The sequence below is a fragment of the Bacillus sp. 5w2 genome (assembly GCF_054353775.1).
Window position 1 is genome coordinate 1 of record NZ_JBTIWT010000021.1, and the last position, 23,212, is coordinate 23,212.

A 23,212-nucleotide genomic window follows, 5' to 3' on the forward strand; every position below is an offset into this window, starting at 1 on the left:
GTTTCCGCATCAGCGACGGTTATTAATATATCATGCAGAAAAATGAAATGCAACACCTTTTATAAACTTTTTTTAAAGTCACCCACATTTCTTTTTTTATATCATATACTTAAACGAAATATCTCTTTCATGTATAAGTAATTCCTACATATATTCTATATAAAGTCACCCTATCAAAAAACGTATCTTTCTATAATAAATGTTTTATTCATATACCATATCATACAAGGAGGAATATATATGGACTATGCCGACTTATTAATCAAACTAGGTCTCTCGGCCATTTTAGGGTTCGCTATCGGTTTAGAACGCGAATTAAAACGGAAACCACTCGGTTTAAAAACTTGTTTAGTTATTTCTATCATTAGTTGCCTCCTGACGATTGTTTCTATTAAAGCAGCTTACAATTTACCACATACCGATCATATGAATATGGATCCACTTCGACTTGCCGCCCAAATTGTATCAGGAATCGGTTTTTTAGGTGCTGGTGTTATTTTAAGAAGAGGAAACGATAGTATTGCAGGATTAACGACCGCTGCTATGATTTGGGGTGCTTCTGGTATCGGTATTGCTGTTGGGGCTGGATTCTATATCGAAGCCATTTTCGGAATGTGTTTCCTTATGATTAGTGTTGAACTTATACCATTAACAATGAAATTTGTAGGACCTAGATCCTTTCGTCAACGTGATATCGCAGTAAAACTTGTTGTGCGAAATATGGACAATATCCCAATTGTAATTGAAGAAATAAAAGAAATGGATATAAAAGTTAAGAACATGAAGCTCAAAACATTGGAGAGTGGCTCGCACTATTTGCATTTGAAATTATCTATCGATCAAAAAAGACATACCGCTGATGTATATTATGCTCTTCAACATCTTGAAAGTGTTCAACAAACTGAAGTGGAAAGTATGTAATGTAAAACAAACTCTCTTTTAAATTAGAGAGTTTTTCTTTTTTCTATAATGGTAACAATGAATGTAGTCCTGCAAAGTAAGGAGGAATAAGAATTTGAAATCCCGTCCGAATTTAGTAGATACATTTCGTGATTCCATTATTTTTCGTTTAATTTGCTTTATTGTTGTACTTACTGCTTTTTCCGGCTTTCTTATACATAGACTAGAGCCATCGCACTTCACCACATGGTTTGATGGAATTTGGTGGTCAATCGTTACCATTTTCACTGTTGGCTATGGTGACTTTGCCCCCCATACACTAATAGGCAAACTTATCGGTATGGGTATTATTTTATTTGGGACCGGTTTTTGTTCTTATTATATGGTTCTGTTCGCCACTGATATGATTAATAAACAATATATGAAAATTAAAGGAGAAGAAGCTGCAACTTCTAACGGGCATATGATTATTGTCGGCTGGAATGAGCGCGCAAAACATGTTGTAAAACAAATGCACGTTTTACAACCGAACCTTGATATCGTTTTAATTGATGAAACACTTTCTTTACTTCCAAAACCATTTCATCATTTAGAATTTATAAAGGGTTGCCCCCATCATGATCAAACTTTATTAAAAGCTAACATTACAACGGCTCACACTATATTAATAACAGCTGATAAAGAAAAAAATGAAAGCTTAGCAGATACACAATCCATTTTAAATATTTTAACTGCAAAAGGGCTCAATCCAAACATTCACTGTATCGCTGAACTTCTTACTTCTGAACAAATACAAAATGCAACGAGAGCTGGTGTATCAGAAATTATAGAAGGAAATAAATTAACGAGCTATGTATTTACCGCTTCTCTTTTATTCCCTTCCATTTCAGGCGTACTATTTTCACTTTACGATGAAATCTCTGATAACAAATTACAACTGATGGAGCTTTTTCCGTCCTGCACCGGACAAACTTTTGCAAATTGCAGCTATACTCTTTTAAAGCAAAACATCCTCTTACTAGGTATAAAGCGTGACGAACAATATATAATTAATCCAGTCCATTCCTTTCTTCTCATTGAAAGCGACATACTCATTGTTATTCACCATTAAGAAAATGTTTTTCTAGTTCCTGTATGAGCACTTTTCCAATATTGATATATTTTCTTTTCACATCTCCATCTGGATCTTTCGGTTCAGCAAATTGATCCATACCACTTGTTCCAGCAGTTAAAGTATTCACATGATCATCTAGTTCGTTTTGATATACGTGCGAAAGAATATAAGGCGTTTCAAGACGGACTATTACGCCCGACACATCTAGTTCTCCATTCACCGCTGTAAATGGCACTCGTAAAAATTGATAGCCATCTTCTTCATCGATTTTGTAATCAAAGCATCCTTTATCATAATCCCAATTGCCACCAATACTATATCCAAGTGGCTTCATTATCTCTTCTAACTTATATAACGCATAGGTACGTCCTTCTAAATTTGATTGAATCGGAATCAAGCCCATCCCTCCTAGACTTTTTCTTTAGCATACCCACTCTAGTTTGAATATACTGATGGACTTTTCGTTGAAATAATAAAAAGCGACCGGATTCCGGTCGCTTTTTATTATTTTAAACGCTCTTCTAATTCTGCTTTTAACTCTTCAAATCCTGGTTTACCAAGTAAAGCAAACATGTTTTTCTTGTATGCTTCTACTCCTGGTTGGTCAAATGGATTTACGCCTAATAAGTAGCCGCTCATCGCACATGCTTTTTCGAAGAAGTATACAAGGTAACCGAATGTGTACTCATTTAATTCAGGGATATTTACGATTAAGTTTGGTACTCCACCATCGCTATGTGCAAGTAATGTACCTTCGTATGCTTTTGTGTTTACGAAGTCTACAGTTTCACCAGCAAGGTAGTTTAATCCATCTAAATCGTTGTCTTCTAATTCGATTTTTAGTTCATGTGTAGATTTACCTACTTTTAGAACTGTTTCAAATAAGTCACGACGACCTTCTTGAACGTATTGACCTAATGAGTGTAAGTCAGTTGAGAAGTTTGCTGAAGATGGGAAAATACCTTTTTGATCTTTTCCTTCACTTTCACCAAATAACTGTTTCCACCACTCAGCGAAGTATTGAAGTGCTGGCTCATAGTTAACAAGCATTTCAATTGTTTTTCCTTTATTGTATAAAGCGTTACGAACTACTGCATATTGGTAAGCTGGGTTTTCTTCTAGCTCTGATGTTCCGAAGTCATCATGACCAGCAGCTGCACCTTTCATCATCTCTTCAATATTTAAGCCGCTTACTGCGATTGGTAATAAACCAACTGGCGTTAATACAGAGAAACGTCCTCCAACATCATCCGGAATAACGAATGTTTCGTAACCTTCGTTATCAGCTAATGTTTTTAATGCACCACGCGCTTTATCTGTAGTTGCATAAATACGTTTGCGAGCTTCTTCTTTTCCATACTTTTCTTCTAATAACTTACGGAAAATACGGAATGCTAGTGCCGGCTCTGTTGTTGTACCTGATTTGGAAATAACGTTAATAGAGAAGTCTTTACCTTCTAATACGTCCATTAAATCTTTCATGTAAGTGGAGCTAATGTTTTGTCCAACAAATAGCACTTGTGGAGTTTTACGTTGTTCTTTAGAAAGCGTGTTGTAGAAAGAATGGTTTAACATTTCGATTGCTGCACGTGCTCCTAGATAAGAACCACCGATACCTACAACAAGTAAAATGTCAGAGTCATTTTTAATTTTTTCTGCGCATTTTTGAATGCGAGTAAATTCTTCTTTGTCATATTGAAGCGGAAGGTCTACCCACCCAAGGAAATCGTTCCCAGCTCCAGTTTTTTCGTGGATTGCGTGATGTGTTACTTTCACTGCATCACGTAAATAAGTGATTTCATGTTCACTGATGAAGGATAACGCTTTGGAATAGTCGAACGTTACATGTGTACTCATCTTTTTCCCTCCAATTATGGATATGTATTTCTGTATTCACTTTAGCGAAACTGAAGTTGTAAATCAAGCGATTCAACCATTGTAAACGTAACCAAAATATATTTTTTAGAAAAAGTTCATTTTTTGCATAAAAATTCGCATTTTTCGGTATAGATGTATATACATCTCCTTTCAAACATTTTTTATGTATAAAAACAACATAACTGCACCATTCTATAAAAGAGTTAATTAACTCATCGCTTGCTTACGCTTCACAATTAAGGGGGGCTTTTTCATGAGTACTCTGCAACGTATCGCATTAGTCTTTACTGTAATTGGCGCTGTGAACTGGGGACTAATCGGGTTCTTCCAGTTTGACTTAGTGGCAGCCATTTTCGGTGGACAAAACTCAGCTCTTGCACGCATTATTTACGGCATCGTTGGTATTTCTGGGCTTATCAATCTCGGTTTACTCTTTAAACCATCAGAAAATCTTGGCACTCACCCAGAAACGAACGAAATTCGCTAGTCAGTATGTCTTTACTTCACCTCCGACATACGAATATGATTGCATGCAATCATATTTGCAAATATATATCATAAGATAAAGTAAAAGAGGAACGCTCATATGCGCTCCTCTTTTACTTTGTTAACTCGGACTCTTCAATCCATTCTGTTAGCTTTTCTCGCAGCGTATTAAATCCGTTCTCAGATGGATTGGGTATAAGAATCCGTCCTTGTTTTCTTTTCGCCGCTTTTAACGATAAACTCATTTTTCTGTGTTCTTCATCAATTGAAAGTACCTTTACTTCTACTGTATCGCCGACTTTTAAAAAGTCATGAATATCCTTTACATATCCATTTGTAATTTCAGATATATGCACAAGTCCTTGTGTTTCTGCATCTAACGCTACAAATGCACCGTAATCTTGAATCCCAGTCACTTTCCCTGTTACAACCACTCCTGTTGTATATTGTTCTGACATATGAAACACTCCCATACGTTTACCATTTTCTCTACAATTGTAGATAGCAAAGCAGATGATTTATTGTTAAATATCCGATTGGTTAGTACGTATCCTAAGTAAAGCTACTCAGGATACGCATACCTTATATTAGTAAATTATACCACTATGACAGAACTCATTCAAAATTAACGAAAAATTTCCTGTAGTATGTATAATTCTCCAATATTGGGATAGAATACTAACACATGGCTTTCTAGTATTCCCCCCCTTTTATGGACAAAACGTATTGTGTTTTGTCCTTTTTTTATTTTCTACGAACCGTTCCATTCTCTTCATTGCTTCCATCAGTTGTTCAAGCGATGTTGCATACGAGCAACGAATAAATCCTTCACCACTTTCGCCAAATACACTTCCAGGTACAACAGCCACTTTTTCTTCTAACAATAACTGTTCTGCAAATTCTACCGAAGATAGTCCAGTTGAAGAAATAGAAGGAAAGACATAAAATGCTCCGCCCGGAACATGACATGTTAATCCTATTTCATTGAAAGATGTCGCCATAAAATTACGGCGTTTCTTATAGCTATCTCTCATCCGAATTACTTCATCATTCCCCGCGCGTAACGCTTCAAGTGCTGCGAACTGAGACATCGTCGGTGCACACATCATGGAATATTGATGGATTTTGAGCATTAATTCTGAAAAATGAACAGGAGCTGCAATCATACCGAGGCGCCATCCTGTCATCGCAAATCCTTTTGAAAATCCTGAAATTAAAATCGTATGCTCGCGCATATTTTTAATACTCGCGAAACTTGTATATATTTCGTCGTATACAAGCTCTGCGTAAATTTCATCAGATAATACAATTAAATTGTACTTCTCAACAATCACTGCTATCTCTTCAAGTTCGGATTTATTTAACATTGCACCTGTTGGGTTATTTGGTGAACAAAGCAAAATTGCCTTTGTTTTTGCTGTAATAGCTGCTTCAATTTGTTCTGATTGTACTTTAAACTCGTTTTCTAAAGTAGTTGCCACAGGAACTGGAACTCCTCCAGCCAATGTCACAAGTGGTGCATACGAAACGAAACTTGGTTCAATAATGAGTACTTCATCATCAGGATTTATAATGGCGCGCATCGCTACATCTAACGCCTGACTCGCTCCAACTGTAACAATGATTTCTTCATTTGGATCATAAGATACTGCAAATTGTTTTTTTAGATACTTTGCTATTTCTTGACGGAGCTCCAATAATCCTGCATTTGCTGTATATGACGTATATCCTTGTTCTAAAGAACGGATACATGCTTGCCTTACATTCCAAGGTGTAACAAAGTCAGGCTCTCCTACTCCAAGAGAAATAACACCTTTCATATTCGCTGCTAAATCGAAAAACTTTCGAATACCAGATGGTTGTAAAGATTCTGCCGCTCTAGATAGTTCAAATTGCTTCATGGTGTCACCACAATTCGCTTATCATCATCGTTTTTTTCATAAATAATTCCCTCATGTTTATACTTCTTCAAAATGAAATGCGTTGTTGTAGAAACGACAGATTCAATTGTTGCTAATTTCTCTGAAACAAACATCGCTACTTCGCCCATCGTCTTTCCTTCTAATGTAATAGAAAGATCATATGTCCCTGACATTAAATACACAGATTTCACTTCTGAATAACGATAAATTTGCTCAGCAACCGCATCGAATCCAACGCCGTGCTTTGGCGTAACTTTCACATCGATCATCGCCGTTAAACCTGTATGTTCTTTCACCTTCGTCCAATCGATATGTGTTACATAATCCACAATAATCTTTTCCGCTTCTAATTTTCCAACCATTTTCTTTACTTCTTCTACTTCTATATTTAACAGCTTCGCTAATGTATCTACAGATAATCGACTACTTTTTTCAAGACAAGCTAATAATTCTAATTCTTTTTCTGTCACCATATAAATCATCCTTCCTTTTCGTTTGTGTCTAAATTATACAAATACCCTTTCCAGTTTGAAAAGAAGATTTTTTTAGTGAATTATGTCAAAATAAAGTGAAACTTTAATCAGCGGAATGCTTCACCCCGCTGATTATTAGCCCGCACCAATCGGGCTTTTACGGACAGTTGCTTTCCCACCTAAGCTGCTTTTTGAGCTGGGAGGCTTACTGTCCGTTAAAGCGGGGTAAAGTGAAACTTTAATCAGTGGAAAAATGCGTGATAAAGCGAAAGGGGATGGAACCGTGAAACCAAAAGTTTATATTGCTGAACCAGTTCCAACATTTGTAGAAAACTATTTATCAGAACACTGTGATTATGAAAAATGGGAGCAAAATGAGAAGGTACCTCGTGATGTTCTATTGGAAAAAATACAAGATAAAGATGGTTTATTAAATTTTGGATCTGCTATTAATGAAGAATTATTGAAGGCGGCTCCTAACTTAAAAATAGTGAGCAACATTTCTGTCGGTTACGATAATTTTGATTTACAAGTGATGGAAAAGCGAAATGTAATCGGAACGAATACACCATACGTACTAGATGATACAGTAGCTGACCTTGTTTTCGCTCTTATGCTATCTGCTGGTCGCCGTGTTTGCGAACTCGACTCCTACGTAAAAAATGGTGAATGGAATGCCGAAATTGGAAAAGAGCACTTCGGACTGGATGTACACCATAGTACAATCGGTATTATCGGAATGGGACGAATTGGTGAAGCTGTCGCAAAACGAGCGAAATTCGGATTTGATATGAATGTTCTGTATTATAACCGTCGCCGTAAAGAAGAAGCTGAACAAAAATTCGATGCTACATATTGTGATTTACAGACGCTACTCAAACAGTCTGACTTTATTGTTCTTCTTACTCCATTAACAGATGAAACGTATCATCTTATCGGAAAAAAGGAATTTTCATTAATGAAAGAAACAGCAATCTTTATTAATGCTTCTCGCGGGAAAACAGTAGATGAAGAAGCGTTAATCCATGCGTTAACCGAAAAGAAAATCTTTGCAGCAGGCATCGATACGTTTACACAAGAGCCGGTTCAAAAGGATAATCCGCTCTTATCACTACAAAATGTCGTGACTTTACCACACATCGGATCTGCAACATTAAAAACTAGGCAGCAAATGGCTATGACAGCTGCTGAAAATTTAGTTGCAGGGTTACAAGGAAAAACACCGCCTAATATTGTTCGCGGGTAATGATTAATAAGCGAAAGGCAAGATGACATCGTCATCTTGCCTTTTTTTGTTAACATATTTTTTTCTTACCTGGAAATGATATGAACAAAAATCAATGGAGTGACAAAAAATGAATCACGAATATACTTGTCCTTATTTCACTTTTTCCACTCGCGGCACTACTATTCATTATGAATTGTATGAACATGACAACAAAACGGAACGTCCTACTTTCGTACTCGTTCACGGCTTTTTATCTTCCTCATTCAGTTACCGCCGCCTCATTCCTTTACTATCGAAAGCAGGTACAGTAATTGCTCTTGATTTACCGCCCTTCGGAAAAAGTGATAAGTCTCATCTTTTTAAGTATTCTTATCACAATTTAGCAACGGTTATTATCGATTTAATTGAACATTTATCTCTCTCAAATATTGTGTTAGTTGGGCATTCTATGGGTGGACAAATTTCTCTCTATGTAAACCGTATACGCCCTGAATTAATCTCAAAGACGATTTTACTATGCAGCTCTAGCTATTTAGCACGTGCAACTTTGCCTTTACTGTACTCTTCTTATTTACCGTTCTTTCATTTATACGTAAAGAACTGGATTATCCGGCGCGGCATTGTTCATAACTTAATGAATGTCGTTCATGATCACTCATTAATTGACGATGAAATGAAGGAAGGTTACTCCGCTCCTTTTTATGACAACCGTATATTCCCCGCTTTAACTCGGATGATACGAGACCGTGAAGGTGACTTGCCTTCAACTGAATTACAAAAAATCGAAACACCTACGCTACTCATTTGGGGCGAAAAAGATCGCGTCGTCCCTGTACATGTAGGTCACCGTCTACACAAAGATTTACCGAATTCGAAGTTTATTTCTTACGAAAACACAGGACATTTACTACCTGAAGAAAAGCCTGAACATGTTTATGAAGAAATTATCGCTTTTTCTGCGCAATAATATATAAAAAAAGGCTGTCGGACATTCCGACAGCCTATAATGAACAACTTCCGCCTTCTTTTATTACAAGTAATTCCACAGCCAACTTCTCACATTTTTCAAGCGCAGGTACTTCCTCAAAAGACATAAAGTATATATGTTGAATCTTCTTTGCGATGTATTTTGAATCATCAAACACACTTACGACGTTCACAACATCGCTCGCTTCTGTTTCATAAAATTCCGGTCCCATTTGAAACGGATCCCAATTCTTCACAACCTCTATCATCTTTTCATATGTACCCATTCGCTTCCCGCCTTTTCACTTTTTAATACTTTTCTTTATCCTATCACATCAGCTATTCTATAAGAAGAGAGAGAACTTTCATAACTTAACGGTTTTACAGAAGAAGGGGGCAAACTTATGCAACTATTTCATAAAACAGTCAATCGACGTGGAACTCATAGTACAAAATGGGATACATATAAAAACGAAGAGCTTCTCCATGCCTGGATTGCTGATATGGATTTTGAAGTACCACAACCAATTCAAACTGCTTTAAAGAAACGTATCGAGCATCCTATTTTTGGCTATACACTTCCTCCCGAAAATATTGGTGATATTATTTGTAACTGGACAAAAAAACAGTACAACTGGGATATACAAAAAGAATGGATTGTCTTTAGCCCGGGGATCGTTCCAGCTCTTAGTACGAGCATACAGGCCTTCACAAAAGAAAACGAATCCGTTCTCGTACAACCACCTATTTATCCCCCATTTTTCGAAATGGTCACAACCAACAATAGACAATTATGCGTAAGTCCATTACAGAAACAAAATGATACATATGCGATAGACTTTGAGCATTTAGAAAAGCAATTTCAACAAGGTGTCAAACTCATGCTTCTTTGTAGTCCGCACAATCCAATCGGACGTGTTTGGTCAAAAGAGGAACTCACACAACTTGGCGCGCTATGTACAACATATAATGTAATCGTTGTCGCAGATGAAATTCATTCCGATATTATTTATGCAGATCATACACATACACCGTTCGCTTCCTTATCAGATGAATTAGCAGAGCGCACAATTACTTGCATGGCTCCGAGTAAAACATTTAATATCGCTGGATTACAAGCATCGATTATTATCATTCCAAATGAAAAACTCCGTCAAGCCTTTACAGCTATCCAATATAGACAAGGCTTCCACGGATTAAATATATTCGCCTATACAGCGATGCAAAGTGCCTATACAGAATGTAACGATTGGCTAAATGAAATTCGATTATATATAGAAGATAACGCTCAATTCGCTTGTAAATATATTAAAGATCACATACCTACTCTTTCCGTAACGAAGCCAGAAGGTAGTTTTTTATTATGGATTGATTGCTCTCACCTACAGCTTTCTCAAAATGAGCGCACCACATTACTTGAGGAAAAAGGGAAAATCATCGTTGAGCCCGGTGAAAAATACGGATTAGGCGGCGAAGATCATATTCGAATTAACATCGGCTGTCCAAGATCTGTTTTAGAAGAAATTTTAAACAGACTGCGCCATACGTTTTCATGATAAGAAAGGAGGCTGCATCGTGGACAGCCTCCTTTCTCAATTCTTGTTGGTAAATTTATATATCCCAATAACCGCTGATATATTTTCAATTACGTTTCACAAAAAAAGCTACCATGCACGGTAGCTTTTACTTTTTCTTCATATCCGACGCTTTTTTTACCATGACACCACAAGCAATTCGATCGCCGGATTTACCTGTCGGTTGTGTCATGCCATCATCAGCATTTTCTGTAATAATAATAGACGCTCCATCTTTTCTATGAATCGTCGTTTTTCCTTCTCCCAGCGTTATATGTGGTGCATTGATTTCCGCTTTAATCTTTCCAGAACCGTCTGCAATTACGTTCGGTAAATCACCGTTTTCTGCACCCTTCGGATTAAGAAGTCCATGCTTTTTATCATCAGGATTAAAATGATTACCAGATGATTCAAAACGTGGTGCTTTACACTCACCAATTTCGTGTACATGTATGCCGTGCGGGCCAGGTGCGAACCCTTCCCCTTTAATCGTGATTTTCACTCCGCTTGTTTGCTGCACTACTTTCGCAGTCCCCACTTCATCGCCTGAAGCATTATGTAATTTCACGTCAATTTCTTTCGGCTTTCCTTGGTCACAACCTGCCATCAGAAATAATAAACAACAACTGAAAAAAAGCCGTTTTTTCATTCTATTCCCTCCAAAATATATTCTGCCCTTAGATTGTCCGAGCATGGAGGGAAACATACAAAAATGAGTTACTGTTTCTTTTCCGCTAAAAGTTTTTCTTCAACTTTCTGTAACCGCTCCGCTTCTCGTTTGGATACACGAATGAACATACGCCACGTAGCAACGGCACCAATAATAAATAGAACGCAAACAATCCCTGGAATAATATATTCTGTTTTATCTTCCGGAAAATATAAAGGCATCATATAAATAGAACACTCCTTATTAGAGGATTTATAAAACATCAGAATTTTCTGTTATATAATATAAAATTATAGTGGAACCTAGCCATATTCTCAAGGGGGCATTCCGAAAGCGAATGATTTCTTTGACTCCTTCGCGCACTTTCCTTACTATAAACTTGAGGTGAAAAATATGAGAGAAACATTTGAAATTGGTGAAATCGTTACTGGTATTTATAAAACTGGCAAATATATCGGCGAAGTTACAAATAGCCGTCCTGGCAGTTACGTCGTAAAAGTATTAGCTGTTTTAAAACATCCGGTACAAGGTGACTTACATAACGTAAAACAAGCTGACGTACCATTTTTCCATGAAAGACGTGCTTTAGCTTTCCGGGAACAGACGAATATTCCAGAGCAAATGGTGAAGAAATATGAAGGAGAAATTCCAGATTATACAGAGTCACTCAAATTAGCATTAGAAACTCAAATGAATTCATTTTCTGAAGATGATTCACCTTTTGCGGTTCGTAGTCTAGAAACATTAGAGCAGTTAAAAAAAGACTACAAACTTTAAAAAAACAAAACGACCAAATTACATACTGTGCAATTTGGTCGTTACTGTGTACTCACTTTCTTTAACACTTTTGAAAAATCAACGAGTTCCCCTAATGTTGGAGGTGCTGGTTTCACTAAATACTCTTTATCTTTTTCTACTAATTTAAAAATATTATACGTCGTCATCGCATCATCTAGCGCACAATGATGCTTTCCTGTTCCTGCTTTTCCATACGCCTCAATTGCTTTCCACAATCCTGTTTGATTTCTCTCCCCAAAAAACTTCTTATACTCAAGTGATAAGTCACGACACTGTCCTAAGAATGGAAAGTCTACTCCCGCCATTTCACAATTATGCTTCAACACTTTCATATCCATATTTCCCCACGTAACAATGGTCGGTTTACATCTCTTTTCATATTCTGCAAGTTTTTCAACGAGTTCTGGAAACGAAATTCCTTTATCTACGACTTCTTGTTTAATTCCTAAAAATTTCTTACATCGATCCGTTAAAGAAGGAAAAGTTTTCGGCCTAACATGAGCAGAATACGTGTCTTCTACCTTACAGCCAACAACCGAAACGAGTCCTACCTCAATAATTTCCGGGAAAAATCCTTTTGGTTTTTTTCTGTGTTGGGGCATCGTAAACTCAAAATCCAAAAATAAAAATTGTTGTTCATCCATACGATCCCTTCCTTATCATCTTTGTCATTCCTTTCTATTTGACACTCCTACACGAACAAGCTCGAATGCTAATTCCATTTTAAATATTCAGATTGGATGTATCTTATATATATGTCAAATGCCCACAAATATTTTTAAAAATAAGAAAAAATGACCGATGCAGAAAATATGACAAAATAAGTCCTTTCATTTACATCCCCCTTTTTTCTACTTTATAATGACTTTATGTGTGTTTCATCTAGTTAATTTTTTGACACACTAAGAAAAGTGAATGAAAGGAGATGAGATTTTTGCACGAAACAACGCAAGAGCTCGCAAACTGGCAGTATTATTTTGCTATCGCAGTCTTTTTAATTACATATGCCATTATTATTTCAGAAAAAATTAATCGCGCTGTCATCGCACTTCTTGGTGCAGCACTCATGGTAATTATGGGAGTCGTTGATTTACACAACGCCTTTACGAAACATATTGAATGGGGGACGATTACGCTACTCATCGGTATGATGATTTTGGTGAACATTACGAGTAAATCGGGTGTCTTCCAATACGTTGCCATTAAAGCAGCAAAAGGGGCGCAAGGAAATCCAATTAAAATTTTAATTTCGCTTTCCTTACTTACTGCGCTTGGTTCCGCATTTTTAGATAACGTTACAACTGTACTTCTTGTTGTTCCAGTTACTTTATCTATTACGCGCATACTGCAAGTAAATCCTGTTCCTTATTTACTTTCTGAAATTATTTTTTCAAACATCGGAGGAACAGCTACATTAATTGGTGATCCGCCAAATATTATGATTGGTTCTGCAAATAAGCATTTAGACTTCAATGCATTCTTGCTAAACTTAGCGCCAATCGTAATTATTATTATTGGTGTTACAGCAGTAATACTTTACTTCATGTACCGCAAACAATTAATTGCTGATCCTGTACAAGTTAAGAAATTAATGAGTTTAGATGAAAAGCAATACATTAAAGACCCTGTATTAATGAAAAAATCTTTAACAGTACTTGGACTTACAATCGTAGGTTTCATGACTCACTCCATCTTCCATGTTGATGCAGCTATCATTGCCTTAACTGGTGCAACTGTACTTATGCTAATTGGTGTGAAAGAACATGAAATTGAAGAGGTATTCGCAAGTGTAGAGTGGGTAACAATCTTCTTCTTCGCAGGACTATTCGTACTCGTTGGAGGACTTATTGATATCGGGCTTATCAAAACGTTAGCTCAAAAAGTAATTGGAATAACAGGCGGAGATATTTCTCAAGCATCTATCCTTATTCTATGGGTATCTGGTATCGCCTCTGCAACAATTGATAACATTCCATTCGTTGCAACAATGATTCCACTTATTAACGATATGGCAGTTGGGCTAGGTTTATCACCTTCTGACGCACAAATCGACGTATTATGGTGGGCATTAGCATTAGGTGCTTGTCTAGGTGGAAACGGAACATTAATCGGAGCTTCAGCTAACGTAATTGTTGCAGGTATTGCAAGCCGCGAAGGACATAAGTTTAGCTACATGGACTTCTTAAAAGTCGGTTTCCCAATTATGATCGTTTCATTAATCATTTCTCATATTTATATTTATTTACGCTACCTTATGTAGTAGAAAAGGGCTGTCCTATGTGGCAGCCCTTTTTTCTTGGTCAACGAATTTATATCAACGATTCTACACGAAATATCAATTTACCGACAAAAAGCTGTTCCAAAATATCTTCGAAACAGCTCCCCGCATATATCTACTCGTTATACCTTACCGGCTCATTCCGAATAATGAACAAGTGAATCGGTAAGAAAACCGAAAATGTGATGGTATGAATAATCGTAAATAATATAGAGTTCGTTCCGTACCTGTCTAAAATAGCGTAGATAAGATAAATAGACAGCACAATCGATACAGCTGTTGCTAGTAAACTTATTATTGGTACGAAGTTAAAGATGAAACACGCGACATATATGCCGAATACTTTCCATCCTGCTTCTTCTTTCAAGAAATCTGGCAATTTGTCTTTTGCTAAATCCCCCCATGTCTTACTATTTATAAAAGGAATAAAAGCAAGAACACCATCCGTTGCACCATCATTTTTCGCCATCGTATACAGTGCAAAAGCCGTTAACAAATACGAAATAATTGCCCAAATCAATATAACAAGAATAAACGCAAAACTAAGAGCAAAGAAACCTGCTAGTACGCCTTGATCTTCCATCTTATCCTCTCCTCTCTACTCTCAACATATTTCATTACTCTGCAAGTTATGTTTTAAAATTTAACCAAACTCTCTGTATAATAATAGGAGTAAGTTAGTTAGAGAGGAGAACGGATTTATGCATCCATTTGTAAAAGCGTTACAAGAGCATTTCATAGCTCATAAAAACCTTGAAAAAGCAGAACCGATGGCACGTTATATGAAAAATCATTTTCCATTTCTCGGTATTCAAACACCTGAAAGAAGACAGTTATTAAAAGACGTTATTCAAATACATACTCTCCCAGATCAAAAGGATTTCCAAGTTATCGTACGTGAACTTTGGGATTTACCAGAACGTGAATTTCAAGCGGCCGCACTCGATATTATGCAAAAATATAAAAAGTATATAAACGAAACGCATATCCCGTTTTTAGAAGAACTGATTGTAACAAAATCTTGGTGGGATTCTGTCGATAGCATCGTTCCTACATTTTTAGGGAATATCTTTTTAAAACACCCAGAATTAATTTCCGCCTATATTCCAAAATGGATTGCATCAGATAACATATGGTTACAACGCGCCGCTATTTTATTCCAGCTAAAATATAAACAAAAAATGGATGAAGAACTTCTTTTCTGGATTATTGGACAACTACATTCTTCAAAAGAATTTTTCATTCAAAAAGCGATTGGCTGGGTCCTTCGCGAATATGCAAAAACAAAGCCCGATGTCGTTTGGGAATACGTGCAAAATAACGAGCTTGCTCCCCTTAGTAAACGTGAAGCAATTAAGCATATTAAACAAAATTACGGAATAAATAACGAAAAAATAGGCGAGACTCTATCATAGATAGACGCGTTCCTCTATTGAGATTTAAAAAAGAACGTGTTAGAATATGTTCATTATTATTAATATAAGTAGCGATGACGGACTTATAAGTACTTGCACAAAAAGCGATTCAGGGATAGTGAAAGCCTGAAACCGCAAGGAAACGGCAGTCTCGAGCAATACGTGATAAAGTGGATGCACCTGTTGTGTATCAACTAGGGTGGAACCGCGGGCAAACGCTCGTCCCTAGGCAATTAAGCCTTGGGATGAGCGTTTTTTTATGTTTTTTAAAGCATATACTGCTCGTTTCACAAGTACCAGAGCACGTCATCGCCAATACGTTAACTTTCAAAAGGAGGATTTTATTATGTATTCAATGGAACAAGTTGTAAACTTAGCAAAACATCGCGGTTTTGTTTTCCCTGGTTCTGAAATTTACGGTGGTCTTGCAAACACTTGGGATTACGGTCCACTTGGAATCGAATTAAAAAATAACGTTAAAAAAGCTTGGTGGAAAAAATTCATTCAAGAATCTCCATACAACGTTGGTTTAGACGCAGCTATTTTAATGAACCCAAAAACTTGGATCGCTTCTGGTCACGTTGGTAACTTCAACGATCCAATGATCGACTGTAAAAAATGTAAAGCGCGTCACCGTGCTGACAAATTAATTGAAGATGCATTAGATGCAAAAGGCATCGAAATGGTTGTTGATGGTCTTACTTTCGACCAAATGGCTGACTTAATGAAAGAACATGAAGTAAAATGTCCTGATTGCGGTAGTGAAGAGTTCACTGAAATCCGTCAGTTCAACTTAATGTTCAAAACATTCCAAGGTGTTACAGAGTCTAGCACGAACGAAATCTTCCTTCGTCCTGAAACAGCACAAGGTATTTTCGTAAACTTTAAAAACGTACAACGCTCTATGCGTAAAAAGCTTCCATTTGGTATCGGCCAAATCGGTAAGAGCTTCCGTAACGAAATCACGCCTGGTAACTTCACATTCCGTACACGTGAATTCGAACAAATGGAACTTGAATTCTTCTGTAAGCCTGGTGAAGATTTAGAGTGGTTCGCATTCTGGCGTGAAACTTGTAAGAACTGGTTACTTTCACTTGGTATGACTGAAGAAAGCATGCGTCTTCGTGACCACGGTGAAGAGGAATTATCTCACTACAGTAACGCAACAACTGATATTGAATTCCGATTCCCATTCGGTTGGGGCGAACTATGGGGCGTTGCATCTCGTACAGACTTCGATTTAAAACGTCACATGGAACACTCTAATGAAGACTTTAACTATATCGATCCACAAACGAATGAGCGTTACGTACCGTACTGCATCGAGCCATCTTTAGGTGCTGACCGCGTAACATTAGCATTCTTATGTGATGCATATGAAGAAGAGCAATTAGAAAATGATTCTCGTACAGTTCTTCGTTTCCACCCTGCTTTAGCACCATACAAAGCAGCTATCTTACCATTATCTAAAAAGCTATCTGAAGGTGCTACTGAAGTATTCGCAGAACTAGCTAAAGACTTCATGGTAGACTTTGACGAAACTGGTTCTATCGGTAAACGTTACCGTCGTCAAGACGAAATCGGTACACCATTCTGTATCACTTATGACTTTGACTCTGTTGAAGACAAAGCTGTTACAGTACGTGACCGTGACACAATGGAACAAGTTCGTATGCCAATCAGCGAACTAAAAGGTTTCTTAGAGAAGAAAATCCAGTTCTAATTATAAGAAAAAGAGGTTGCTCTAAGGAGCAACCTCTTTTCTATTTTTCACGTTTTTCTTTAATTGCTACTGTACATCTTGATATGCATAGTAATTCATCATTCTCATCAATGATACGAATATCCCAAACCATCGTTGAATGTCCTCTATGTATCGGTGTCCCGATTGCTGTTACAATTCCATCTTTCTTTGAGCGAATATGATTTGCATTAATTTCTAGACCGAAACAGATGCATTTCTCTTGATCAATTAAATTGTATGAACCGACACTTGCTACTGTTTCTGCTAACGCAACAGAAGCACCACCGTGTAAAAATCCAAATGGCTGATGCGTACGCCCATCAACAGGCATCGTAGCAACCACCTTATCTTCTGTCATCTCTAACAACTCAATTCCAAGTGAATCCATTAAAGTTTTTGCCATATCGCTTCCCCCTTCTCTAACTTTAATTAAAATGTATAATTTTACCTATTTATTTTCAAACTACCTATAACACTTATATAAGGAGGTTTCACCTAAATGAAACAGAAATTTTGTATATTACTGCTTATGTTCTCCTTGCTGACTATTGTACCAAATTGTGCACTAGCAGCCAAAACATCTAACCTGACAATCGATGTGAAGACTGTAACGCAAAAAGGTAAGAAACCTTATATAGAATATCAAATTAGCAGACCTTCGTTTCACAATTTTTCCGATTCTAAATTTCAAAATAAGCTCAATTTCTATTACAAAAAATCTACTGACAAATTTAAAACCAAATTAGAAAAAGACGCAAAAAAATATTATACAGAAACAGAAGAATCTAGTACACCATTTCATCCGTACGTGGCGAATGTTGATTATAAAGTCTCCTTAAATAAACCACCTTTTCTTAGCCTATATGTGAATTACTATCAATATACAGGCGGGGCACATGGTCTTTATACGTGGAAGGCAAACACATTTGATTTAAACGAAAAAAAGTTACTACACTTAGACGATTTATTTCAAAAAGAAGATACATATAAAGAAGTAATCCGTGCTGAGATTGTAAGACAAATTAAACAAAATGAAAGCATTTATTTTCCTGATGCAACTGAAAAGGTCATGAGCACGAAAAAGTTCCACTTCTTTTTAGAACCGGACAATCTTGTCATTTATTTCTCTTTATATGAGATTGCTCCTTATTCAAGTGGAATTCCGCAATTTCGCATTCCGTATACGTTGCTAAGAGACTATTTGAAGCCTTCTTATCAAAATATTTTGATTGACAACAAGTAAACATTTTCGCTACGATAATGTTAACCTAATAACAACAGGAGGTTAACATTATGAGAAGATTTCATGTTTTAGATTTAGCATTAGCTGCCATGTTCGTTGCTCTTATGGCTATTGGTGCAAATATTGTATCTTGGGCCCCATTCCTACAAGTGGCGGGCATCCCATTATCTATGCAACCATTTTTCGCAATTTTAGCAGGGCTTCTTCTTGGAAGTAGACTTGGTGCATTATCAATGACTGTGTATATGCTTGTTGGAGTAGCAGGTGCGCCAATCTTCGCTAACTTCAAAGCTGGATTTGGAGCACTTTTAGATCCTACTGGTGGTTTTATTATCGCATTTATTATCGTTGCTTACGTATCAGGAAAACTCGTAGAACAAAAGGAAAAACCAACATTTATTACTTTTACAATTGCCTCTTTCACAGGAATTATTTTAACTTATATTATCGGTACTACTTATATGTACGGGGCAGTCAATCTCTTCATGGGTGGTAATATGAGCTATAAAGCTGCTTGGATGATTATGATGTGGTTCGCAGTAAAAGATATTGTATTTACAATTATCGGTGCTATTATCGCACCTCGTATATACTATGCTGTACGTCGTTCCGCTTATCAGCATTCTCATTCGACGATTTCATAATAAAAAGAGTTATCTTACTATGTTAAGATAACTCTTTTTTATTTTTCGACAATATACGACACATATTGAAAATGATTTTTGTTATGCTAATTCAGCAAATCTTATATTTTGCACATCTAATTAGAACAATGTTTTGGAGGAAAATCAGTGAATCTATCAAAAAATACACTTATTAAAGTAAGTGTCGGAGTACTATCTTTATTTTTCATACTAGGCATGAGCATCAGTTACAAATTATATGGAAATAGCGAGTTAGGAATGCCATATACCATCGGAAACGGCCTAGCATTTTTCTTTTTAATTCTTACTATAGTTAGTTTATGCGCAGCTTTAATCTTTATTGTTATTGGATTCATTAAGAAAGTACGAAAATTACCAGCCAAAAAATCTTTAATAACATCTATAATACTATTTCTTACATCAGTTATATCCGTCATCGTTCTTCTCTTTACGATAACAAAAGTAACAAATATAGAAGAGGAGTATCAAGCTCTTCAAGCACAAAAGAAAAAAGAAGATAATTACTTAATTGCCGCAGCATCTTTTTATAATAATATAAACACCTTTAAATATGCAGCATCTTACGTATTATCCGAGTATTCCACTACATGGTCAAATGCAATAGATAAAAGACATGACTTCAATCATGCACTAAGTTCTAAGAGAACAGAAATTGACGGAATGATTACAACCGTTGATACGTTTTATAGCAATATGGGAAATGATTTAAAGTTAGTCTCTGAAGCTGCAAAAGAACAGCCTAATAAATATAAAGAAACCTATGAAGAATATAAAAAAATATACGGGATTATCACTGCTCTTAACGAACAAGCCCAATCTCCAAGTGGCAGCTTAATTTCATTTAACCAAAACGTTAATTCATTAATTCAGGAATACAAAAAAGCAGCTGGTAATATTAATATCGCTATTACTGATGAAATTAAATCCAAAGCTGATGAGCTAAAGCCTACTGATCAAAATTAAAGACACTCTCTCCTGAGTGTCTTTTTTTTCCAAAAAAACCCCTTTAGATTAAGCAATACATACGTTTCTTTATCGCTCATCCAACAGGGGATTATATCACTATATTAAGAATCTTGATTCGTGTATTCTTCTAAAATTCTCTGCATCATCGGAACCATGTCATCACGTAATTCTGGGTGTTGCAGGGCCATTTCGATTGTCGTTTGAACGAATCCTAACTTTTCACCTACGTCGTAGCGCTTTCCTTCGAAATCGTAAGCGAATACACGTTGAATTTCATTTAAGTTTTGGATTGCATCTGTTAACTGAATTTCACCACCAGCACCAACATGTTGCTGTTCTAAGAACATGAAGATTTCAGGTGTTAAGACGTAACGTCCCATAATTGCTAAGTTTGAAGGTGCTGTACCTGCTGCTGGTTTCTCAACGAAATTACGAACTTGGTAACGGCGTCCTTCTTGCTCTAACGGATCAATAATTCCGTAGCGGTGTGTTTCATCTTCTGGAACCGTTTGTACACCAATAACAGAAGAAAGCGTTTTATCATATTCTTCAATTAATTGACGTAAACATGGTTTTTCAGCTTGAACGATATCATCACCTAATAAAACAGCAAATGGCTCATCACCGATGAATTTACGTGCACACCAAACTGCATGCCCTAATCCTTTTGGTTCTTTTTGACGGATATAGTGAATATCTACCATTTTTGAAGAAGCCTGTACTTTTTCAAGTAACTCATACTTTTTCTTTTCTAATAAGTTTTGCTCTAACTCAAATGCATTATCAAAATGATCTTCAATAGAGCGCTTTGTTTTACCAGTAACGATAATAATATCTTCGATTCCTGATTTTATTGCTTCTTCTACAATGTATTGGATAGTTGGTTTATCTACTATCGGTAACATTTCTTTTGGCATTGCTTTTGTTGCTGGTAAAAAACGTGTTCCTAATCCAGCTGCTGGGATTATGGCTTTTCTTACTTTTTTCATCACAAAATACCCTCTCTTCTGTCAGAATCAATAACGATTATTTCCTTACATAGAACAAAAGGGAGGTTTCGCTCCCTTTTGTTCCCTACTACTTAAAATTACTTTATATTATAAACGATTCATAATATCTTCTTTAATAGTAAGTAACTTTTGTTCACTATTTTGTAAAGAATTATCTTGAACACCGAAGTAGAACTTGATCTTCGGTTCAGTTCCAGATGGACGTAGGCAGAACCAAGAACCATCTTCTAATTGATATTTTAACACATTTGATTTCGGTAAGTGAATCTCTTCTTTATGTCCATCTTGTAAAGATGTAACGATGCTCGCTTTATAGTCTTCAACTGCTACAACTGTTAAGCCCGCTACTTCTTTCGGAGGATTCTCACGGAATGTTGCCATCATCTCTTGGATTTGTTCCGCTCCATCTTTTCCTTTTAGCGTTAACGATACAAGATCTTCACGGAAGAATCCGTACTTCTCAAATACTTCTAATAGACCGTCGTATAACGTTTTACCTTGTGATTTGTAGTATGCAGCTACTTCACATGCAAATAGAACAGATTGTACTGCATCTTTATCGCGGCAGAATGGACGGATTAAATAACCATAGCTTTCCTCATAACCGAATTGGAATTCGTATTGTCCGCTTTCTTCATACTGTTTAATTTTCTCACCAATAAATTTAAATCCAGTTAACGTATCAACTGTATCTAAACCGTATGCTTTCGCGATTGTACGGCCAATTTCAGACGTTACGATTGTTTTTAATACAACACCATTCTCTGGAAGCGTTCCGTTTTCTTTCTTTTGAGATAATAAGTAATCAAGCATTAGTGCACCTGTTTGGTTACCAGTTAATACTTGGAACTCACCCTCATGATTACGAACTGCTACACCTAGGCGGTCCGCGTCAGGATCTGTTGCGATTAACACATCTGCGCCTACCTTCTCACCGTCACGAATTGCATACTCAAACGCTGCATGCTCTTCTGGGTTCGGTGATTTCACTGTAGAGAAGTTTGGATCTGGTAACTCTTGCTCTTTTACAACTGTTACATCTGTAAATCCAACTTCCTCTAAACCACGGCGTACAGAAATATTTGATGTTCCGTGTAGTGGTGTAAAGACGATTTTTAAATCTTTCCCAACCTTTTGTACCATTTCTTTATTAATGATAACATTGTTCAATTCTGCAGCATATGCATCATCTACTTCTTGTCCAATAATATGTAATAAACCGTCAGCTTTTAATTGCTCCACATCAGCAACCTCAACTGTTAATTCATCTTCTACTGCGTTTACGTAGCTAATTAACTCATCAGCTTCTTTTGGAGGCAACTGCCCACCATCTTCACCGTATACTTTATAACCGTTATATTCAGGCGGATTATGGCTTGCCGTAAGAACGATTCCACTTACTGTATGTAAATGACGAACTGCGAAAGAAAGTACTGGCGTTGGACGTAAGCTTTCAAACACATATGTTGTAATGCCGTGCGCACCAAGTGTAGCAGCTACTTCCATAGCAAATTCAGGTGATTTATGACGAGAATCGTACGCAACAACAACACCGCGCTTCTTCGCTTCTTCACCTAATTTTTCAATAAACTTTGCTAATCCTTGTGTTGCTTTACGAACTGTATATACATTTAAACGGTTCGTACCAGCACCAAGTTCACCACGCATACCACCTGTGCCAAACTCTAGATTTTTATAAAAACTGTCCTCGATTTTCTTCTCATCTTGCTTCATGTTTTCTAGCTGTTCTTTTAGTTCTGCGTCTAACTCTGCATATGAAAGCCAGCGACTAAATTCTTGTTTCCAGTTCATACTTTTATCTCCTCTCGCTTGTCATATCTTTATTATATGAAAAAAACAACCTGTATCTCAATATTTTTTA

The 23,212-nt window shown here is 36.6% G+C and carries 26 protein-coding genes; 13 read left to right on the forward strand and 13 right to left on the reverse strand.

Annotated elements, in window-relative coordinates; translation table 11 throughout:
* The first annotated feature begins 240 nt into the window (after positions 1 to 240).
* Complete coding sequence (locus ACXY7N_RS25240) at positions 241 to 921, forward strand: MgtC/SapB family protein (protein ID WP_016085759.1); 681 nt, start codon at positions 241 to 243, stop codon at positions 919 to 921.
* A 94-nt stretch (positions 922 to 1,015) separates the two neighbouring features.
* Positions 1,016 to 2,011 carry a potassium channel family protein gene (locus ACXY7N_RS25245; protein WP_016085758.1) on the forward strand — a complete coding sequence of 332 codons (996 nt, stop codon included), beginning with the start codon at positions 1,016 to 1,018 and terminating at the stop codon, positions 2,009 to 2,011.
* On the opposite strand, the gene ACXY7N_RS25250 is transcribed toward ACXY7N_RS25245, so the two are convergent.
* Together ACXY7N_RS25250 and ACXY7N_RS25255 are read right to left on the reverse strand one after the other, a co-directional pair.
* Positions 1,998 to 2,411 (reverse strand): YugN-like family protein, encoded by a 414-nt coding sequence (locus ACXY7N_RS25250; protein ID WP_016085757.1) that lies wholly within the window; start codon positions 2,409 to 2,411, stop codon positions 1,998 to 2,000. The genes ACXY7N_RS25245 and ACXY7N_RS25250 overlap by 14 nt on opposite strands.
* 107 nt (positions 2,412 to 2,518) lie before the next feature.
* Entirely contained in the window at positions 2,519 to 3,871 is a 1,353-nt protein-coding gene (locus ACXY7N_RS25255; RefSeq protein WP_016085756.1) for a glucose-6-phosphate isomerase, read from the reverse strand.
* A gap of 274 nt (positions 3,872 to 4,145) precedes the next feature.
* Between ACXY7N_RS25255 and ACXY7N_RS25260 the strand changes: the two genes are divergently transcribed.
* Complete coding sequence (locus ACXY7N_RS25260) at positions 4,146 to 4,379, forward strand: DUF378 domain-containing protein (RefSeq protein ID WP_000105788.1); 234 nt, start codon at positions 4,146 to 4,148, stop codon at positions 4,377 to 4,379.
* A gap of 112 nt (positions 4,380 to 4,491) precedes the next feature.
* On the opposite strand, the gene yugI is transcribed toward ACXY7N_RS25260, so the two are convergent.
* From yugI to ACXY7N_RS25275, 3 genes are all read right to left on the reverse strand, one after another.
* Entirely contained in the window at positions 4,492 to 4,836 is a 345-nt protein-coding gene (yugI, locus tag ACXY7N_RS25265) for a S1 domain-containing post-transcriptional regulator GSP13 (RefSeq protein WP_000003765.1), read from the reverse strand.
* A 252-nt stretch (positions 4,837 to 5,088) separates the two neighbouring features.
* Positions 5,089 to 6,279: an aminotransferase gene (locus ACXY7N_RS25270; RefSeq protein ID WP_016085755.1), complete on the reverse strand. Its 1,191-nt coding sequence runs from the start codon at positions 6,277 to 6,279 to the stop codon at positions 5,089 to 5,091.
* A complete protein-coding gene (locus tag ACXY7N_RS25275; protein WP_000255702.1) occupies positions 6,276 to 6,773 on the reverse strand; it encodes an Lrp/AsnC family transcriptional regulator in 498 nt (165 codons plus the stop codon). The genes ACXY7N_RS25270 and ACXY7N_RS25275 overlap by 4 nt, the downstream gene beginning before the upstream one ends.
* A 253-nt stretch (positions 6,774 to 7,026) precedes the next feature.
* On the opposite strand from ACXY7N_RS25275, the gene ACXY7N_RS25280 reads away from it, so the two are divergent.
* Together ACXY7N_RS25280 and ACXY7N_RS25285 are read left to right on the forward strand one after the other, a co-directional pair.
* Positions 7,027 to 8,019, forward strand: a complete 993-nt coding sequence (locus ACXY7N_RS25280; protein ID WP_016085754.1) for a 2-hydroxyacid dehydrogenase — start codon at positions 7,027 to 7,029, stop codon at positions 8,017 to 8,019.
* Positions 8,020 to 8,128: 109 nt separating this feature from the next.
* Positions 8,129 to 8,968 carry an alpha/beta fold hydrolase gene (locus tag ACXY7N_RS25285; RefSeq protein ID WP_016085753.1) on the forward strand — a complete coding sequence of 280 codons (840 nt, stop codon included), beginning with the start codon at positions 8,129 to 8,131 and terminating at the stop codon, positions 8,966 to 8,968.
* A 34-nt stretch (positions 8,969 to 9,002) separates the two neighbouring features.
* On the opposite strand, the gene ACXY7N_RS25290 is transcribed toward ACXY7N_RS25285, so the two are convergent.
* Positions 9,003 to 9,254: a YugE family protein gene (locus ACXY7N_RS25290; RefSeq protein ID WP_000537644.1), complete on the reverse strand. Its 252-nt coding sequence runs from the start codon at positions 9,252 to 9,254 to the stop codon at positions 9,003 to 9,005.
* 117 nt (positions 9,255 to 9,371) lie between these two features.
* Here ACXY7N_RS25290 and ACXY7N_RS25295 point away from each other — a divergent pair, with 117 nt between their 5' ends.
* Entirely contained in the window at positions 9,372 to 10,523 is a 1,152-nt protein-coding gene (locus ACXY7N_RS25295; protein ID WP_088084539.1) for a MalY/PatB family protein, read from the forward strand.
* A gap of 127 nt (positions 10,524 to 10,650) precedes the next feature.
* Here the strand turns inward: ACXY7N_RS25295 and sodC are convergent, their stop codons facing one another.
* On the reverse strand, positions 10,651 to 11,190 hold the full coding sequence (gene sodC, locus ACXY7N_RS25300) for a superoxide dismutase [Cu-Zn] (RefSeq protein ID WP_016085751.1): 540 nt from the start codon (positions 11,188 to 11,190) through the stop codon (positions 10,651 to 10,653).
* 68 nt (positions 11,191 to 11,258) lie between these two features.
* Entirely contained in the window at positions 11,259 to 11,435 is a 177-nt protein-coding gene (locus ACXY7N_RS25305; RefSeq protein WP_000982763.1) for a hypothetical protein, read from the reverse strand.
* Between the two features lie 169 nt (positions 11,436 to 11,604).
* Here ACXY7N_RS25305 and kapB point away from each other — a divergent pair, with 169 nt between their 5' ends.
* On the forward strand, positions 11,605 to 11,988 hold the full coding sequence (gene kapB / locus ACXY7N_RS25310) for a kinase-associated lipoprotein KapB (protein ID WP_016085750.1): 384 nt from the start codon (positions 11,605 to 11,607) through the stop codon (positions 11,986 to 11,988).
* 41 nt (positions 11,989 to 12,029) lie between these two features.
* Here kapB and kapD read toward each other — a convergent pair whose 3' ends face one another.
* Positions 12,030 to 12,653, reverse strand: a complete 624-nt coding sequence (kapD, locus tag ACXY7N_RS25315) for a 3'-5' exonuclease KapD (protein ID WP_016085749.1) — start codon at positions 12,651 to 12,653, stop codon at positions 12,030 to 12,032.
* A 290-nt stretch (positions 12,654 to 12,943) separates the two neighbouring features.
* Between kapD and ACXY7N_RS25320 the strand changes: the two genes are divergently transcribed.
* Complete coding sequence (locus tag ACXY7N_RS25320; RefSeq protein WP_016085748.1) at positions 12,944 to 14,269, forward strand: ArsB/NhaD family transporter; 1,326 nt, start codon at positions 12,944 to 12,946, stop codon at positions 14,267 to 14,269.
* 133 nt (positions 14,270 to 14,402) lie between these two features.
* Here the strand turns inward: ACXY7N_RS25320 and ACXY7N_RS25325 are convergent, their stop codons facing one another.
* Positions 14,403 to 14,870, reverse strand: a complete 468-nt coding sequence (locus ACXY7N_RS25325; protein WP_016085747.1) for a hypothetical protein — start codon at positions 14,868 to 14,870, stop codon at positions 14,403 to 14,405.
* Between the two features lie 118 nt (positions 14,871 to 14,988).
* On the opposite strand from ACXY7N_RS25325, the gene ACXY7N_RS25330 reads away from it, so the two are divergent.
* Both ACXY7N_RS25330 and ACXY7N_RS25335 read left to right on the forward strand, forming a co-directional pair.
* Positions 14,989 to 15,702, forward strand: a complete 714-nt coding sequence (locus ACXY7N_RS25330) for a DNA alkylation repair protein (protein ID WP_016135916.1) — start codon at positions 14,989 to 14,991, stop codon at positions 15,700 to 15,702.
* 346 nt (positions 15,703 to 16,048) lie between these two features.
* A complete protein-coding gene (locus tag ACXY7N_RS25335) occupies positions 16,049 to 17,425 on the forward strand; it encodes a glycine--tRNA ligase (RefSeq protein ID WP_000287155.1) in 1,377 nt (458 codons plus the stop codon).
* A 40-nt stretch (positions 17,426 to 17,465) separates the two neighbouring features.
* Here ACXY7N_RS25335 and ACXY7N_RS25340 read toward each other — a convergent pair whose 3' ends face one another.
* A complete protein-coding gene (locus tag ACXY7N_RS25340) occupies positions 17,466 to 17,849 on the reverse strand; it encodes a hotdog fold thioesterase (RefSeq protein ID WP_016085744.1) in 384 nt (127 codons plus the stop codon).
* A gap of 96 nt (positions 17,850 to 17,945) precedes the next feature.
* On the opposite strand from ACXY7N_RS25340, the gene ACXY7N_RS25345 reads away from it, so the two are divergent.
* The 3 genes from ACXY7N_RS25345 (at position 17,946) to ACXY7N_RS25355 (ending at position 20,317) form a co-directional block, all read left to right on the forward strand.
* Positions 17,946 to 18,689 (forward strand): DUF3298 and DUF4163 domain-containing protein, encoded by a 744-nt coding sequence (locus tag ACXY7N_RS25345; protein ID WP_098486569.1) that lies wholly within the window; start codon positions 17,946 to 17,948, stop codon positions 18,687 to 18,689.
* 50 nt (positions 18,690 to 18,739) lie between these two features.
* The gene (locus ACXY7N_RS25350) at positions 18,740 to 19,333 is read left to right on the forward strand and encodes a biotin transporter BioY (RefSeq protein ID WP_016135919.1); all 594 of its coding nucleotides are present in this window, start codon (positions 18,740 to 18,742) and stop codon (positions 19,331 to 19,333) included.
* 147 nt (positions 19,334 to 19,480) lie between these two features.
* Positions 19,481 to 20,317: a hypothetical protein gene (locus tag ACXY7N_RS25355; protein ID WP_016135920.1), complete on the forward strand. Its 837-nt coding sequence runs from the start codon at positions 19,481 to 19,483 to the stop codon at positions 20,315 to 20,317.
* A 104-nt stretch (positions 20,318 to 20,421) separates the two neighbouring features.
* Here the strand turns inward: ACXY7N_RS25355 and galU are convergent, their stop codons facing one another.
* Positions 20,422 to 21,309 (reverse strand): UTP--glucose-1-phosphate uridylyltransferase GalU, encoded by an 888-nt coding sequence (gene galU / locus ACXY7N_RS25360; protein WP_016085740.1) that lies wholly within the window; start codon positions 21,307 to 21,309, stop codon positions 20,422 to 20,424.
* A gap of 108 nt (positions 21,310 to 21,417) precedes the next feature.
* Positions 21,418 to 23,142, reverse strand: coding sequence for a phospho-sugar mutase (locus tag ACXY7N_RS25365; RefSeq protein ID WP_016085739.1), 1,725 nt, complete (start codon positions 23,140 to 23,142; stop codon positions 21,418 to 21,420).
* Positions 23,143 to 23,212: the final 70 nt, after the last annotated feature.